This window comes from Streptomyces sp. MBT53, from assembly GCF_016654115.1.
In the GTDB taxonomy this organism is placed as follows: domain Bacteria; phylum Actinomycetota; class Actinomycetes; order Streptomycetales; family Streptomycetaceae; genus Streptomyces.
In genome coordinates this window covers 1-15,284 of the sequence record NZ_JAEQAZ010000200.1, presented here as the reverse complement: position 1 = coordinate 15,284, position 15,284 = coordinate 1, and the positions used below count along the sequence as shown (strand labels likewise).

General features: G+C 69.8%; 13 protein-coding genes and 2 pseudogenes. 7 read left to right on the top strand and 8 right to left on the bottom strand.

The window, feature by feature from the left end; genetic code table 11:
- Together JHN45_RS42750 and JHN45_RS42745 are read right to left on the bottom strand one after the other, a co-directional pair.
- A pseudogene (locus JHN45_RS42750) lies at positions 1–189 on the bottom strand (hypothetical protein); the annotation flags it as partial.
- Positions 186–1,133 carry a polysaccharide deacetylase family protein gene (locus tag JHN45_RS42745; RefSeq protein ID WP_200714969.1) on the bottom strand — a complete coding sequence of 316 codons (948 nt, stop codon included), beginning with the start codon at positions 1,131–1,133 and terminating at the stop codon, positions 186–188. The pseudogene JHN45_RS42750 and the gene JHN45_RS42745, both read right to left, overlap by 4 nt.
- A 146-nt stretch (positions 1,134–1,279) precedes the next feature.
- Between JHN45_RS42745 and JHN45_RS42740 the strand changes: the two genes are divergently transcribed.
- Positions 1,280–2,491 carry a methyltransferase domain-containing protein gene (locus tag JHN45_RS42740; RefSeq protein WP_374195675.1) on the top strand — a complete coding sequence of 404 codons (1,212 nt, stop codon included), beginning with the start codon at positions 1,280–1,282 and terminating at the stop codon, positions 2,489–2,491.
- Positions 2,492–2,531: 40 nt separating this feature from the next.
- Positions 2,532–2,900 (top strand): S26 family signal peptidase, encoded by a 369-nt coding sequence (locus JHN45_RS42735; protein ID WP_201054765.1) that lies wholly within the window; start codon positions 2,532–2,534, stop codon positions 2,898–2,900.
- Here JHN45_RS42735 and JHN45_RS42730 read toward each other — a convergent pair.
- Both JHN45_RS42730 and JHN45_RS54555 read right to left on the bottom strand, forming a co-directional pair.
- The gene (locus tag JHN45_RS42730) at positions 2,897–4,168 is read right to left on the bottom strand and encodes an RNA polymerase sigma factor (protein WP_200714967.1); all 1,272 of its coding nucleotides are present in this window, start codon (positions 4,166–4,168) and stop codon (positions 2,897–2,899) included. The two genes, JHN45_RS42735 and JHN45_RS42730, sit on opposite strands and share 4 nt — an antisense overlap.
- Positions 4,169–4,196: 28 nt before the next feature.
- Positions 4,197–4,403 carry an Arc family DNA-binding protein gene (locus JHN45_RS54555; RefSeq protein WP_200714966.1) on the bottom strand — a complete coding sequence of 69 codons (207 nt, stop codon included), beginning with the start codon at positions 4,401–4,403 and terminating at the stop codon, positions 4,197–4,199.
- Between the two features lie 28 nt (positions 4,404–4,431).
- On the opposite strand from JHN45_RS54555, the pseudogene JHN45_RS42720 reads away from it, so the two are divergent.
- A pseudogene (locus JHN45_RS42720) lies at positions 4,432–5,533 on the top strand (RNA-guided endonuclease InsQ/TnpB family protein).
- Between the two features lie 96 nt (positions 5,534–5,629).
- Here the strand turns inward: JHN45_RS42720 and JHN45_RS42715 are convergent.
- The 4 genes from JHN45_RS42715 to JHN45_RS42700 form a co-directional block, all read right to left on the bottom strand.
- Entirely contained in the window at positions 5,630–5,986 is a 357-nt protein-coding gene (locus JHN45_RS42715; RefSeq protein ID WP_019055574.1) for a YciI family protein, read from the bottom strand.
- A gap of 150 nt (positions 5,987–6,136) precedes the next feature.
- The gene (locus JHN45_RS42710) at positions 6,137–7,189 is read right to left on the bottom strand and encodes an LCP family protein (protein WP_200714964.1); all 1,053 of its coding nucleotides are present in this window, start codon (positions 7,187–7,189) and stop codon (positions 6,137–6,139) included.
- Positions 7,190–7,301: 112 nt separating this feature from the next.
- Positions 7,302–8,645 carry an endo-1,4-beta-xylanase gene (locus JHN45_RS42705; protein ID WP_201054764.1) on the bottom strand — a complete coding sequence of 448 codons (1,344 nt, stop codon included), beginning with the start codon at positions 8,643–8,645 and terminating at the stop codon, positions 7,302–7,304.
- Positions 8,646–8,753: 108 nt separating this feature from the next.
- Positions 8,754–9,800, bottom strand: a complete 1,047-nt coding sequence (locus JHN45_RS42700) for a LacI family DNA-binding transcriptional regulator (RefSeq protein ID WP_201054763.1) — start codon at positions 9,798–9,800, stop codon at positions 8,754–8,756.
- Positions 9,801–9,907: 107 nt separating this feature from the next.
- Here JHN45_RS42700 and JHN45_RS42695 point away from each other — a divergent pair, with 107 nt between their 5' ends.
- From JHN45_RS42695 to JHN45_RS42680, 4 genes are all read left to right on the top strand, one after another.
- The gene (locus tag JHN45_RS42695; protein ID WP_201054762.1) at positions 9,908–11,212 is read left to right on the top strand and encodes an ABC transporter substrate-binding protein; all 1,305 of its coding nucleotides are present in this window, start codon (positions 9,908–9,910) and stop codon (positions 11,210–11,212) included.
- Entirely contained in the window at positions 11,209–12,075 is an 867-nt protein-coding gene (locus tag JHN45_RS42690; protein WP_200714960.1) for a carbohydrate ABC transporter permease, read from the top strand. The genes JHN45_RS42695 and JHN45_RS42690 overlap by 4 nt, the downstream gene beginning before the upstream one ends.
- 4 nt (positions 12,076–12,079) lie before the next feature.
- Positions 12,080–12,979 (top strand): carbohydrate ABC transporter permease, encoded by a 900-nt coding sequence (locus JHN45_RS42685; RefSeq protein ID WP_374192796.1) that lies wholly within the window; start codon positions 12,080–12,082, stop codon positions 12,977–12,979.
- 34 nt (positions 12,980–13,013) lie between these two features.
- Positions 13,014–15,284 (top strand): glycoside hydrolase family 3 N-terminal domain-containing protein (locus JHN45_RS42680; protein ID WP_201054761.1); only part of this gene is annotated, 2,271 nt, incomplete at its 3' end.

Here is a 15,284-nt window from a genome sequence, read left to right as displayed (position 1 = left end):
CGGTTTCGGGGCGGGGGCCAGGGGGGCTGTCAAACCCCAGTGGCGGTACGGCTGTTCGGGGGCCGGGCCGTGCGGGTGCACGTGCTGGGCGGCCTTCTTGCCGAGTCGTTCGATGGGGTCGACGGACTGGGCGCAGCCGGTGAGGAGGGTGGCCGCCAGGGCGACGGCCACCGGTACCCGGAACCTCACAGGTAGTCCTCGAGGCGGGCCACCGCGTAGCCCTCGGCCGTGACCTTGCCGAGGAAGCGGCGCATGTCGTCGACCATGGTGCCCTTCCAGTCCGCGCGGCCCCGGAAGTGGGTCAGGACGATGTCGCCGGGGTGCAGCTGCTGGTCGTCCTCGCGGTACTCCCAGTGGTCGACGAAGACCTCCTCGTCCCAGATCGGGGCGTACTTGATGCCGCAGGACTTGGCGGCGACGAGGGTGTCGTGGTTGTAGTTCCCGTACGGCGGCCGGAAGACGGTCGGGGCCTTGCCGAACTGCTTCTTGACGATGTCCTGCATGCCGCAGATCTCGCGCTTCTGCTCGGCGTAGGACAGGCCCGGCAGGTAGGGGTGCGTGAGGGTGTGGTTGTTGATCGTGTGCCCCTGGGCCTGCATCTTCCTGAAGTAGCCGTAGTCGTCCTTGACCAGGTAGTTGCTGAGGAAGGCCGTGTACGGGATCTTCAGCTCGTCCATCATCCGCAGGAACGCGGGGTCCTTGTTCTCGCCGTCGTCGATCGTGAGGAAGACGATCTTCTGCTGGGTGGGGATCGTCGTGAAGACCGGCGGGAGGTTCAGCTCCTCCTGGTCGTCCACCTCGAAGCCCTTGCGCGCGGTGATCTCCGGCTTGTGCGCGGGGGCCGGCGGGGCCTGGAGTGGCACCTTCGCCAGTCCCCAGCGCTTCGCGGCGGCGACCCGGGCGGCGTAGGCGGCGCGCAGCCTGGTGGCGTAGGAGTCGAGCGCGCGGGCCGGGGGCGCGTGCAGGGGCTGCGCGCCGTGCGCGGGAGGCGCCGGGTGCGCCGGGTGCGCGGTCGTTCCGGAGCCGGACCCGCCGCAGCCGGAGGCGAGTGCGGCGAGTGCGAGGGCGGCCAGCGCGCCACGGACGCCCGGCTTCCACCCCCGACTCCCCCGGCGACTCCCCCGGTCCTCCATGCGCTCACACGTCCGATTGATGTCATTTTGTACGACTACTCGCATGGGGTCGGATCTTTTCAGGCCCCGGCCCCGATCCCCTGCCGACACCGCCAACACACCGCCACCGGAGGCACACCGTCCACCGACTGGCCCACAATGTCCCGGTGAACGACCCCCATGCCCCGGTGCACGACCCCGCACTCGCCTTCGCCGCCCTGCTCACCCCCGAGGGCCGCGCCCTCCTCGACGAGGTCCGCGGCACCGACCCGGCCAAGGAACTCGCCGTGGCGACCAGGCTGCGCCGCGAGCACCCCGCCGACCTCGTCTCGGCGGCCCTCGGCCAGGCCCGGCTGCGGCAACGGGCGGCGGCTGCGAAGTTCACGCCCGAGGACGCCGACCGGATGTTCTTCACCCCGAACGGCTTCGAACAGTCCACCCGTTCCACCGTCGCCGGCTACCGCGCCGGGCGGCTGCGCGACCTGGGCGTGACCTCCGTCGCCGACCTGTGCTGCGGCATCGGCGGCGACGCGATCGCGCTGGCACGGGCGGGGGTGCGCGTGCTGGCCGTGGACCGCGACCCGCTGACGGCCGCCGTGGCGCGCGCGAACGCGGCGGCGCTGGGCCTGGCCGACCTGATCGAGGTGCGGGAGGCGGATGTCACGGACGTGGACACGTCCGCGTACGACGCCGTGTTCGTCGACCCCGCACGACGCGGCGGCCGGGGCCGCATCTTCGACCCCGAGGCGTACTCGCCCCCGCTCTCCTGGGCCGTCGCCGCCGCTACGGCGGCCCCGCTCGCCGCGCTGAAGGTCGCACCCGGCGTGCCGCACGAGGCGATCCCGGAGACGGCCGAGGCGGAGTGGATCTCGGACGGCGGCGACGTGAAGGAGGCGGTGCTGTGGTTCGGGGCGGGGGTGCGTCCGGGTGCCGTCCGCGCAACACTCCTCCCCGGCCCACGAGTTCTGCACGGCCGCGGCCTGCCCGACCCCGAAGTCCGTTCCGTGGGACGGTACTTGTACGAACCCGACGGCGCCGTCATCCGCGCCCACCTCGTCGCCGAGGTCGCGGAGGAGGTCGGTGGCGGGCTCATCGACGAGACCATCGCGTATGTGACGGCGGACGACCTACGACCGACCCCGCACGCCTCCGCCTACGAGATCACCGACCAACTCCCCTTCGGCGTCAAGAAGTTGAAGGCGTTGCTCCGGGAGCGGGAGGTGGGCGTCCTCACCGTGAAGAAGCGGGGCTCGGCCGTCGAACCGGAGGAACTGCGCCGGAAGGTGAAGCCTCAGGGGCCCAACTCGGCGACGGTGTTCCTGACTCGGGTGGCGGGGGCGCCGACGATGTTGATCGGGCGGCCGGTCACGGAGAGATAAATCGGTGGGGTGACGCGGGGGAACCTGCCACGCTCGTCGGATGGGTGCATTGGACGCAGTGGCGGGCAGGGTCGCCGGCGGGGCCACCGTGACGTTCCGGCCCAGCGGCTCCTCGATGGTCCCGCTGATACGCAGTCGGCAGCAGGTGGTCGTCGCTCCGGTCGACCCGTCGAAGCTGACGGTCGGGGACATCGTCCTCGCCCGCGTCGCCGGGACGGTCTACCTGCACCTGGTGTCGTCCGTGGACCCCGCCAGGAAGCGCGTGCAGATCAGCAACAACCGCGGCCGCGTCAACGGCTGGACCGGCCACGACCGCGTCTTTGGCATCTGTGTGGCGGTCGACGACGTCGCCCGCCCGGGAGCCGCGGGCAAGACCGTCGCGGCCGACGGGAACCGGACAGCCCCCTAGAGCCTGTCCGCCTCTTCGGCCCTGCGCAGCAGCAGTTGGCGTTCCCTTTCGTTGCGTGCCAGCGAAGCCGCCCTGACGAACTCCTCCTTCGCCTCCGTCGTACGGCCCAGGCGCAGCAGCAGGTCACCGCGGACGCTGGGCAGCAAGTGGTAGTCGCGCAGGGCTGGTTCGGCGGCGAGGGTGTCGACGATCTCCAGGGCCGGGGCCGGGCCGTCCGCCATCGAGACGGCGACCGCGCGGTTCAACTCGACCACGGGGGAAGGGGATCGGGCGGCGAGGAAGCCGTACAGGGTCGCGATCGTCGGCCAGTCGGTCTCGTCGTAGGTGTACGCGTGGGCGTGGCAGGCGGCGATGGCGGCCTGGAGGGCGTAGGGGCCGGGGGCGCCGGTGGACACGGCGTCGGCGCGGCCGAGGGCGGTGATGCCGCGGGCGATGAGCAGGCGGTTCCAGCGGCGGCGGTTCTGGTCCCGGAGGAGGACGGGGTCGCCGTTCGGGGCGGTACGGGCGGCCGAGCGGGAGGCCTGGAACTCCAACAGGGCGGCCAGGGCGTGGACTTCGGGTTCCTTCGGCATCAGGCCCGCCAACAGACGGGCCAGTCTGAGCGCGTCCTCGCAGAGGCCGGGGCGCAGCCAGTCGTCGCCCGCCGTCGCCGCGTAGCCCTCGTTGAAGATGAGGTAGATGACGTCGAGGACGGAGCCGAGGCGGGCCTCGCGGTCGGGGCCGTAGGGGACCTCGAAGGCGACGTTCTTCGTCGCCAGGGTGCGTTTGGCGCGGACGATGCGCTGGGCGATCGTCGGCTCGGGCGCGAGGAAGGCGCGGGCGATCTCGGGGGTGGTCAGGCCGCCGAGGAGGCGCAGGGTGAGGGCGGTGCGGGCCTCCGGGGACAGGACCGGGTGGCAGGTGGTGAAGACGAGGCGCAGGAGGTCGTCGTCGATGTCGTCGGGGGCGGCGGGTTCCTCGGGCGGGGCCGTGGTCTCCAGGGTGCGGCCGATCTCCTGGAGCTTGCGGGCGTAGTTCTCCCGGCGCCGGACCAGGTCGACGGCGCGGTGCCGCGCGGTGGCCATGAGCCAGGCGCCCGGGTTGTCGGGCACACCGTCCCGCGGCCACTGCTCAAGGGCGGCGACCAGGGCATCCTGGGCCAGTTCCTCGGCGATGCCGACGTCGCGGACGGTGCGGGCGACGGCGGCGATGATCCGCGGGGACTCGATGCGGAAGACGGTCTCGATGGTGCCGCGTGGATCGACGGTGGGCTGCGATTCGGAGTTCACCTGAAAACCGTAGGCCGCCCCGGCGCCTTCAGGCCGGGGACGAATCCGGATTCCCGCGTCGTGGAGCAGGGGTGACCGGATCGATGCCGGGCGATCCGGCATCTGCCGCGATGGCGGTGAGGCCGACCTCGATCAGATACAGGATCTCGGAGTTGATGGACCGCCGGTCCGCAGCCGCCTGAGCGCGCACACGGGCGTGGAGGTCCTCGGGGAATCGGACGTTGAAATTGACCATGTAGCCATTCTATAGCTACCGTGGCTCCATGACAGCACCGCACGCAGCCAAAGACGCCGGGCACGCCCGGTGGACCTTCCAGCTGCGTGTGTCGCTGACCGCCCGCACGCAGTTGTATGCGGAATGGGACCGGTGCCGGTGGGTGTGGAACGAGTGCGTGGCCAAGTCCAAGGCCGTCTACGCGCAAAACAACGCCACCGGTGAAAAGGCGACCTGCGGTCCGGCCCAGCTCGACAAGATGCTGACCGCAGCCCGGAAGACACTGCCGTGGCTTCGAGAGGGCAGCTCGGTTCCGCAACAGCAGATCATCCGGGACTTCGGCAAGTCCCGCGCGAAGGCGCAGAAGGACGCCAGGGACCGCCTGCCGCAAACGCGGCGGGCCGGGATGCCGAAGTGCAAGAAGAAGCGCGAGGCCCTCCCGGGCCTGAACTACACCCAACGCGGCTTCCGGTTGAAGGACGGGCGCCTGCACCTGGCGGGCGGGGTCGCAGTTGGCGTGGTGTGGTCGCGGGAATTGCCTGCCGACCCGTCCTCGGTACGGATCTACCAGGACAGCCTCGGCCACTGGTACGCCTCCTTCGTCGTCCCTGCCCAGGCCGAACCGCTGCCCGAAACCGGCGCGGTGATCGGCATCGACTGGGGCGTCAAGGAGACCGCGACCACCACCTCCGACGCGTACGACCTCCCCCACGTACAGCACGGCCGAAAGGCCCACTCGAAGCTGTCGCGGTACGACCGGATGATGGCCCGCAGAAAGCCCAAGAACGGACGGCCCAGCTCGAAGGGCTACCGCGAAGCAAAGAATCTGAGGGCGAAGACGCACAGGAAAGTGGCCCGGCAGCGGCAGGACACCGCACGTAAGTGGGCCAAGAAGATCGTGCGCGACCACGACGTGATCGCTGTCGAGGATTTCCGGCCGAAGTTCCTCGCCGGAACCAGCATGGCCCGCAAAGCCGCCGATGCGGCGATCGGTGCCACCAAGGCGGCCTTGCTGGAGATGGGCCGCAAGCACGAACGGGACGTCCGTCTCGTGCACCTCCGCCCGCGTGATGCTGGTCCGGGCTGGTCTCAACCCGGCTGGTGCCGAGGGCGTAAGACCTCCTGGAGCGCTGCTCCAGGAGGCGGCCTGAGCCAGGAATCCCCCGCCTGAGGCGGGGGAGGTTTCAAAACCCACCATGCAACACCCCCACCATGTGCGACCTCAGGCGAAGGAAGCCCAGGACTCCTCAGCCCTCCGCGATCTCCCGCACCTCGCAGGTCACGGTCCAGAACTCCTCGTGCACCTTCAGGAACCGCTTGGTCCACTCGATCGCCTCGGCCATGTCCTTGCACTGCATGAGCGCGTAGCCACCGACGACCTCCTTGGACTCGGTGAAGGGGCCGTCGGTCACGGAGATCTTGCCGCCCTCCCAGTGGACGCGGGCGCCCTGTGCGGTCGGGGTGAGGCCGGCGGTGTCGAGCATCACTCCGGCCTTGGTGATCTCCTCGATCAACTCGCCCATGCGCTGCATCAGTTCGGCGCTGGGGCCCTCGGCGGGGGCGGTCTTCTCGTCGATCTGCACGAGGGAGAGATAGCGGGGCATGGTGACTCCTAGGTCGAACGGTGGCCGGTCCTTACCGGCCTTTCAACCATGCGTCGAACGAGGTGCCGCCGGATCGACACACTCGCCGGAATTCCCCGAAGTTTTTTCGGCGCCCTGTCCGGCATCCTGTTTCCGCAGGTCAGGCGCCGTTCATTTCAGTGACTCCCACAGATCGCTCGCCGCCGGTTCCTTGGCGATCACCCGGTTGGGGTCGGACGGGGCCGTGACGACCGGCATCGTGATCGTCTTGACCGCGTCGGCCGACAGGCCCTTCAGGCTCTCGCCGAGGCTGATCAGTTCGCTCAGGGAGTCGAGGCCGGTGTCGGTGGTGAGGCTGTCGGTGATCGCGTCGGTGACCTCGTAGAGCTTGGTGGGGTCGGTGAGCAGGTCGTGGGACGAGATCTGGGTCAACAGGGCCTTCACCAGCATCTGTTGGAGGCCTATTCGGCCGAGGTCGCTGCCGTCGCCTATGCCGTGCCGGGTGCGGGCGAGGGCGAGGGCCTGCTTGCCGGTGAGGTGGTGGGTGCCCTTCTTCAGGTGCAGGTGGCTGTCGTCGTCGTCGATGTCCTGGGTGGTGGTGACCGTCACGCCGCCCAGCGCGTTGACCAGCTTCGCGAAGCCCGCGAAGTCGATCTCTATGTAGTGGTCCATGCGGACGTCCGTGATCGACTCGACCGTCTTGACCGCGCAGACCGGGCCGCCCACCGAGTACGCGCTGTTGAACATCGCGTTGTACGCCACGGAGGTCGAGCCCCCCGACTTCAGCGGGCAGGACGGGCGGGTGACGAGGGTGTCGCGCGGGATGCTGACGATCGTGGCCTTCTTACGGCCCGCGTCGATGTGCACGACCATCGCCGTGTCGGAGCGGGCGCCGGAGCTGTCGCCGCCGCCGAGCGCCTGGTTCTCCTTGCCGCTGCGCGAGTCCGAGCCGAGGACCAGGATGTTCACGGAGCCGGTCGGCACGGGGGCGGCGGACGCGGAGGCGGACGCCGTGGGTGTGGTCACCGCCTTCGCGGGGCGGTTGGTGCCGAGCGCGCTGTCGATGTCGACGCTCTTGATGTTGTTGTTGAGGTGCCAGTAGGCCCAGCCCGCCGTGGCGACGCCCAGGACGAGGGCGCCCGCCAGGGTGAGGCCGGCGATCTTCAGCACCCTCGACCGCCGGCCCACTCGTCTGTCCGCGTCGGCGTTCTCGTTGTCCGTCACGGGGAGGAACGTAAGTCCGAATTATTAGGAGAAAGTTAGGGGAGGCGTCCCGGGACGGTTTTCTGCGGAAAATCTCACGGTTCTCAGTCCCGCTTGACGCCCCCCGCCTCCCTCATCCCAGGGTCACCACCGGTACCGGGTTGCTTCCGCTCCAGGACGCGTTGAACCCGAACGTCACCGAACCGCCGTCCGGGACCGTCCCGTTGTAGCTCGCGTTCGTGCAGGTCACGGCCGACCCCGACTGGGTGCACACGGCGTTCCAGGCCTGTGTGATCTGCTGGCCGGCACCGTACGTCCAGGTCGCCCGCCAGGACGAGAGCGCGCTCCCGGTGCAGGCGATCGTCACCTGCCCGGTGAACCCGGTGTTCCACTGGCTCGTCACGCCGTACGTCGCCGAGCACGCCCCGGTCGGCGGGGTCGTGGTCGTACCGCCGAGTGCCTCGGCAATGCCGTAGTACGCCGGTTTCGGCGCGTAGTTCTCGTCGTACGGCGTCGCCGCCCCGTAGCCCGGGAAGGTGCCCGGCACCCAGGAGTCGGAGTCGGTGAAGCCCCAGACGGTGATGTTCACGCACCGGGTGACGGCCGCGCAGGCGGCGACCACGCTCTTGAAGTCGGCCTTCTGCTGGGCGAGTTTGCCGGCATCGGCCGGGAGTGCCATCCGTACGTCCAGCTCGGTGATCGCCACGTCCACGCCCAGGTCGGCGAAACGCTGGATGTTCTGCTGGAGGGTGGCCGGTACCTGACCGAGGATCAGATGGGCCTGGAGGCCGACGCCGTCGATCGGAACGCCCGCCGCCTTCAGGGACTTGACCAGGTTGTAGAGGGCGGTGGACTTCGCGTTGACGCCCTCGACGTTGTAGTCGTTGATGTACAGCTTCGCCGCCGGGTCCGCGGTGTGGGCCCAAGTCAGCGCCTGCGCTATGTAGTTGGCGCCGAGGCCGTTGTACCAGAGCGTCGAACGGTAGGTGCCGTCCTCGTTGAAGGGCTCGTTCACGACGTCCCAGGCGGTGATCTCGCCCTTGTAGCGGCCGACTTCGGTGCTGATGTGGTTCTGCAGCAGGCTGCTCAACTGGGCGGACGTCCAGGTGCCGTTGGTCAGCCAGCTCGGGTTCTGGCTGTGCCAGGCCAGGGTGTGGCCGCGCACCTGCTGGTTGTGGGCCTTCGCGAAGGCGACGATCTGGTCCGCCTCCGACCAGTTGAAAGTGCCCTGCGTCGGCTCTACGGTCTCCCACTTCATGGCGTTGCCGGGGGTCAGCGAACTGAACTGCGCGCCCGCGATGTCGCCGTAGCTGCCGGTGAGTTTGGAGCCGGTGACCGCGGTGCCGACGACTTTGCCCTTCGCGGCGGCGAGGTCGCGCAGCGGGGTGTCGGCGGCGTGTGCGGCGGGTGCGGTGAAGAGCAGGACGGCGCCGGTGACCAGGGCCGCCAGGGAGAAGCCGGTTCTCAGAGATCTCATGCGGGTGCCTCCGAAAGTTTCGGTTGTGCAACCGATTGGCTTCGGAGGAGTGTGGGGCGGCTCACCCCACTCGTCAATACGTCATCTTCCGGCCACGCGAGTCACCGTTCACGCGGATCCCTGCTCCGAGGCGGCCGGCGGCGCCGTACTGCTGCGCACCACCAGGCTCGTCGCCAGCTCCACCCGCCGCGCCGCCGAGGACTCCGGCTCGCGCCCGAGGTCGAGCACCAGCTTCGCCGCCGCCTCGGCCATCTCGGTCAGGGGCTGTCGTACGGTCGTCAGCGGCGGGCCGACCCAGCGGGCGACCGGCAGATCGTCGAAGCCGACGACGCTCAGATCCTCCGGGATGCGCAGCCCCAACTCGCGCGCGGCCTCGTACAGGCCGAGGGCCTGGAGGTCGTTGCCGGCGAAGACCGCGGTGGGCCGGTCCGGGCGGCGCAGCAGATCGAGCCCGAGGCGGTAGCCGGCCTCGTGGTGGAAGTCGCCGGTGACGATCAGCGAGCCGTCGACCGGCACCCCGGCCGTCTCCAGCGCGGCCCGGTAGCCGTCCACGCGGGCGCGGCTGCACATCATGCGGGAGGGTCCGCTGATCGCGCCGATCCGGGTGTGGCCGAGCTCGACGAGGTGCCGGGTGGCGGCGAGCCCGCCCTGCCAGTTCGTCGCGCCGATCGACGGGACGTCGGCGCCCGGGTCGCCGGCCGGGTCCATCACCACGAACGGGATGGAACGGCTGGTCAGCAGCGCCCGCTGGGACTCGTCGAGCCCGGACAGGACAAGGACCACGCCGTGCGGGCGGCGGGCGGCGACCTGGTCGGCCCAGGTCCGGCCGGGCGTCAGCCGCCCCGCGCTCTCGCTCAGCACCACGCTCAGCCCGGCGTCCCGCGCCACGTTCTCCACGCCCCGGATGACCTCCAGCGCCCAGGCGCTCTCCAACTCGTGGAAGACCAGGTCGATCAGCGGGGAGCGGGTCGCCTCGGCGCGGCGGCGCCGGTAGCCGTAGACGCGGAGCAGGTCCTCGACGCGGGTGCGGGTCGCGGGGGCGACATCGGCACGGCCGTTGAGGACCTTCGAAACAGTCGGAGCCGACACTCCGGCCTCGCGGGCGATCTCGGCGAGCGTCGCGGTCTGCGTTTCTACGGCCTTCGAGGGTTTCATGCCCGCGATCGTATCCCTGCGCGACCTCTTGACGAAGCTTCTGTCCCGCCATACGTTCCCGGAACATTCGTACCAACGATCGAAACATTCGTGAGAGGTGCCGTCATATGGAGTCCTACAGCAGGCGCTGGTTCCTCGGCGCCGGTGCCACCACCCTGCTCACCACCGGACTCACGGCCTGCGGCTCCAGCGACAGCACCGGCGGCAGCAGCACGGTCACCGCCTTCACCTACGGCGACGACGCGGCGAAGGTGCAGGTCAAGGCGGTTGCCCGGTTCAACGCGTCGGCGGCGGCCAAGAAGGCCAAGGGCAAGATCAAGCTGGAGCAGGTGCCCGGCACCGACTACCCGGCCAAGCTGCGCACCGCGATGGGCTCGCCGAACGCGCCGGACGTCTTCTTCAACTGGGGCGGCGGCTCGATCAAGGCGTACCAGGAGGCGAACCAACTGGTCGACCTCACCGACACCATCAAGTCCGACCCGGTCCTCAGCAGCGGATTCCTCCCGTCCGTGCTCGCGGCAGGCGCGCTCAAGGGCAAGAACTACGGCATACCGATGCGCGGTATGCAGCCCGTGATCCTCTTCTACAACAAGTCGGTCTTCGCCGCGCAGAAGCTCCAACCGCCCACCACCTGGGCCGAGTTGCTCGACATCAACAAGAAGCTGAAGGCGGCGGACATCACGCCGTTCGCGCTCGGCGGCGCAGACATCTGGCCCGAGCTGATGTGGCTGGAGTACCTCGTCGACCGGATCGGCGGACCCGACGTCTTCGACCGCATCAAGAACGGCGACGCGTCCGGCTGGGGCGACCCGGCCGTCCTCAAGGCCGCCGAGACGGTGAAGGAACTCATCGACGACGGCGCCTTCGGCAAGGGCTTCAGCTCCGTGTCGTACGTCAACGGGGGCGCGCCCGCGGTGTTCGCCAAGGGCAAGGCGGCGATGCATCTGATGGGCTCGTGGGAGTACTCGACGCAGCTCGGCAAGTTCCCCGACTTCGCCAAGACGAACCTGGGGTGGGCCGCGTTCCCGAAGTACGAGGGCGGGGCCGGCGACATCCGCAACGTGGTCGGCAACCCCACCAACTACTGGTCCGTGAACGCCCGTACGGGCAACAAGGACGCGGCGATCGCGTTTTTGCGGGACTGTGCGTCGGAGGCGTACGCGAAGGCGCTCGTCGCCAACGGGGACATTCCGACCACGTCGAACGCGGAGAAGCTGCTGGACTCGTCCCCCAACCCGGAGTTCGCCAAGTTCCAGTACCAACTGGTGCAGCAGGCACCGGCGTTCACGCTGAGCTGGGACCAGGCGGTGGATCCGGCTGTCTCCACGCCGATGCTCACGGAGATCAACAAGCTGTTCGTGGGGAAGAGTTCGCCGGCGGAGTTCGTGTCCGCGCTGAAGGGGCTCAAGTGACCCAGAGCGCGGCGGCGAAAGCTGGTCGCCCACACGCCGTGTGGGCGATCCCCGGTGTGCTGTTCTTCGTCTTCTTCGCCGTGGCCCCCATGGTCCTCGCCGTCTACCTCTCCTTCACCACCTGGAACGGGCTCGGGGACCCCAAGCCCGTCGGGCTCGCCAACTGGCAGAAGCTGCTGCACGACGACCGGCTCACCCAATCCCTCACCGTCACCGTCCTGTTGACGGTGACGAGCTGGGTGTTCCAGACGGTCGTGTCCCTGTTGCTGGGTGTCTGGGCGGCGGGGCGACAGCGCAACCGGGCCGTCCTGTCCGCGATCTTCTTCGTGCCGTTCCTGCTGTCCTCGACGGCCATCGCGCTGCTCTTCTACGCGCTGCTCGACCCGAACTTCGGCATCATCCGCCAGGACACGCTCGGCTCGACCAGTGGCGCGTTCCTCGCGATCGTGTTCGTCGGGGGCTGGCAGTTCATCCCCTTCCACACGCTGATCTACCAGGGCGGGGCCCGCCAGATACCCGAAGTCCTCTACCAGGCGGCGGCGATCGACGGCGCCGGCCGCTACCGCCAGTTCTTCTCGATCACGCTGCCCCAGCTCCGCAACACGGCCACGACCTCCAGCGTGCTGATGATCGTCGGCTCGCTCACCTACTTCGAGACCGTCCTGATCCTCACCCAGGGCGGCCCCGGCACGGACACGGCGATCCTGCCGTACCTGATGTACGAGGCCGGCTTCAAGAGCTACGACTTCGGCTACGCGAGCGCGATAGCGACCTTCCTGGTCGTGGCCGCCACCGCGCTGTCCCTCGTCCTGGTCCGGCTCACCGGTTTCGGCGCCATGCGCAGTACCCGCGAAGGGATGTGACGGAGTGTCACACGACACGTTGCCGCGTCCGGTGAAGACGGCGGAGGAGCCCGTGGAAGAGCAGCGGCCCCGCCGGCGTCGGCACTGGACCCGCCGCCCCAATCCCCTCGCCGGCCTCGGCTCGCTCATCTGGCTCGCGGTCGTCATCGTCCCGATCTACGCGATGATCTCGGCCTCGCTCACCCGCCAGGACCAGGCCCTCGGCAACAACGCCCTGAAGCCGCCCACCGATCCGACCTTCGCCAACTACAACACCGTTCTCCACAACGGCTTCGGCCACTTCCTCGCCAACACGGCACTGGTCGCGGCAGCCGTCGTAGGCATCGTGCTCGTGCTGTGCGTACCGCTCGCCTACGTGGCCGTACGCACCCGCACGGTCTGGTCGAGCGCGGCCTTCCGCCTGTTCCTGCTGGGAGTCGCCATCCCCGCCCAGGCAGTGGTGGTCCCCCTGTACCTGATGATCGCCAAACTCAACCTCTACGACAGCCTGTTGGCGGTCATCCTCCCCACGGCCGCCTTCGCGATGCCGGTCTCCGTGCTGATCCTGACCGGCACTCTGCGGGACATCTCGGAGGATCTGTACGAGGCGATGGCGCTCGACGGCGCCTCGGCGACCCGGATGCTGTTCCAGCTGGTCGTCCCGCTGGCCAAGGGCGGTATCAGCACCGTCGTCATCTACACCGCGCTCCAGGCCTGGAACGGCTTCCTCTTCCCGCTGATCTTCACCCAGTCCGACGGCCCCCGGGTCCTCACCCTCGGACTCTTCAACTACGTCAGCCAGTTCGGCGTGGACATTCCCGCGCTGCTCGCCTCGGTCGTCCTCTCCGGCATTCCGATCTTCGCCGTCTATCTGGTGGCCCGGCGCGCCCTGGTCGGCGGTCTGATGGGCGTGGGCGGCAAGTGAATCTCCCCAACTCACCTTTTCCGACAGGAGTTTCATGACCACCGCCCCCTGGCGCGACCCCGCCCTGCCGGCCGCCGCCCGTGTCGACGACCTGCTCGCCCGGATGACCCTGGAGGAGAAGTCCGCCCAGCTGTACGGCGTTTGGGTGGGTGCCGACACGGACGGCGACGGAGTCGCCCCGCTGCAGAGGGAGATGACCTCCGACTACGACTGGGAGGAGCTGATCACCCACGGCCTGGGGCAGTTGACCCGTTCCTTCGGTACGGCCCCGGTGGACCCGGAGTTGGGTGCGCAGGCGCTGGCCCGCGCGCAACGGCGTATCGCGGCGGCCGGCCGTTTCGGCATTCCGGCCGTCGCGCACGAGGAGTGCCTCGCCGGGTTCACCGCGTGGGGTGCGACGGCGTACCCGGTGCCGCTGGCCTGGGGCGCGAGCTTCGACCCGGCGCTGGTCGAGGAGATGGCCCGGCACATCGGCGCCGACCTGCGCTCGGCCGGTGTCCACCAGGGGCTCGCCCCGGTCCTGGACGTCGTACGGGATCCGCGGTGGGGGCGGGTGGAGGAGACCATCGGGGAGGACCCGTATCTGGTGGGGACCATCGGGGCCGCCTATGTGCGGGGGCTCGAGTCGGCCGGGGTGGTCGCGACGCTGAAGCACTTCGCGGGGTACGCGTCCTCGGTGGGGGCGCGGAATCTGGCGCCGGTGCGGGCCGGGGTGCGGGAGTTCGCGGACGTGGTGCTGCCGCCGTTCGAGATGGCGCTGCGCGAGGGCGGCGCGCGGTCGGTGATGGCGGCGTACAACGAGACGGACGGCGTACCGGCGTCCGCGGACCCGGCGCTGCTGACCCAACTCCTGCGGGAGGACTGGCAGTTCACGGGGACGGTGGTCGCCGACTACTTCGGCATCGGCTTCCTGGAGACGCTGCACCGGGTGGCGGGCAGCCCGGCGCAGGCGGCACAGGCGGCGCTGGAGGCGGGGATCGACATCGAACTGCCGACGCTGAAGTGCTACGGGAAGCCGCTGGTGGAGGCGGTACGGGCGGGGGACGTACCGGAGTCGCTGGTCGAGCGGGCCGCGCGCCGAGTGCTGCTGCAGAAGTGCGAGTTGGGGCTGCTGGACGAGGACTGGGCGCCGGAGCCGACCGGCCGGATCGACCTCGACTCGGCGGCGAACCGTGCACTCGCCCGTCAACTGGCCGAGAAATCAGTGGTGTTGCTGGACAACCCGGACGGCGTGCTGCCCCTCCCGCCGGACGCCCGGATCGCGGTGGTGGGCCCGAGGGCGGCGGACGCGCTGGCGATGCTCGGCTGCTACTCCTTCCCGTCCCACGTGGGTGTCCACCATCCCGAGGTGCCGATGGGCATCGACATCCCCACCGTCCTGGAGTCGCTGCGGGCCGAACTCCCGGACGCCAAGGTGACGTTCGCGGAGGGCTGCGACGTGTCGGGGCCGGACACGACCGGTTTCGAGGAGGCGGTCGCGCGGGCGTCCGAGGCGGATGTGTGCGTGGCGGTGCTCGGCGACCGGGCCGGCCTGTTCGGGCGCGGCACGTCGGGCGAGGGCTGCGATGTGGCGGACCTCCAACTGCCGGGCGTCCAGCCCGACTTGCTGGACGCGCTGGTGTCGACGGGTGTCCCGGTGGTGCTGGTCCTGCTCACCGGCCGCCCCTACGCGCTGGGCCGTTGGCACGGACGCCTCGGCGCGGTGGTCCAGGCGTTCTTCCCCGGGGAGGAGGGCGGCCCGGCGGTGGCGGGAGTGCTGTCGGGCCGCGTCAACCCGTCCGGCCGGCTCCCGGTGAGCGTCCCGCACATGCCGGGCGGCCAGCCATGGACATACCTGCAACCCCCCTTGGGCCTGGCCGACGAGGTCAGCAGCCTCGACCCGACCCCGCTGTACCCCTTCGGCCACGGCCGCTCGTACACGACGTTCGCGTGGGAGCCCGCGGAATCAAGGGAGTTGGAGATCGACACGAACGGCTCCTACGACCTGACGCTCACCGTCCGCAACACCGGCGACCGGGCGGGGGCGGAGGTCGTCCAGCTGTACCTCCACGACCCGGTGGCCTCGGTGACCCGCCCCGACGTCCGCCTGATCGCCTACCAGCGACTGGAGTTGGCCCCGGGCGAGGCGTCCCGCGTGACCTTCCACTTCCACACGGACCTGTCGGCGTTCACGGACCGCTCGGGGCGGCGGGTGGTTGAACCGGGGGCGCTGGAACTACGGTTGGCCGCATCGAGCACGGACGTACGGCACACCGCCCGACTGAATCTCACGGGACCGGTGAGGGTCCTCGGCACCGACCGGCGG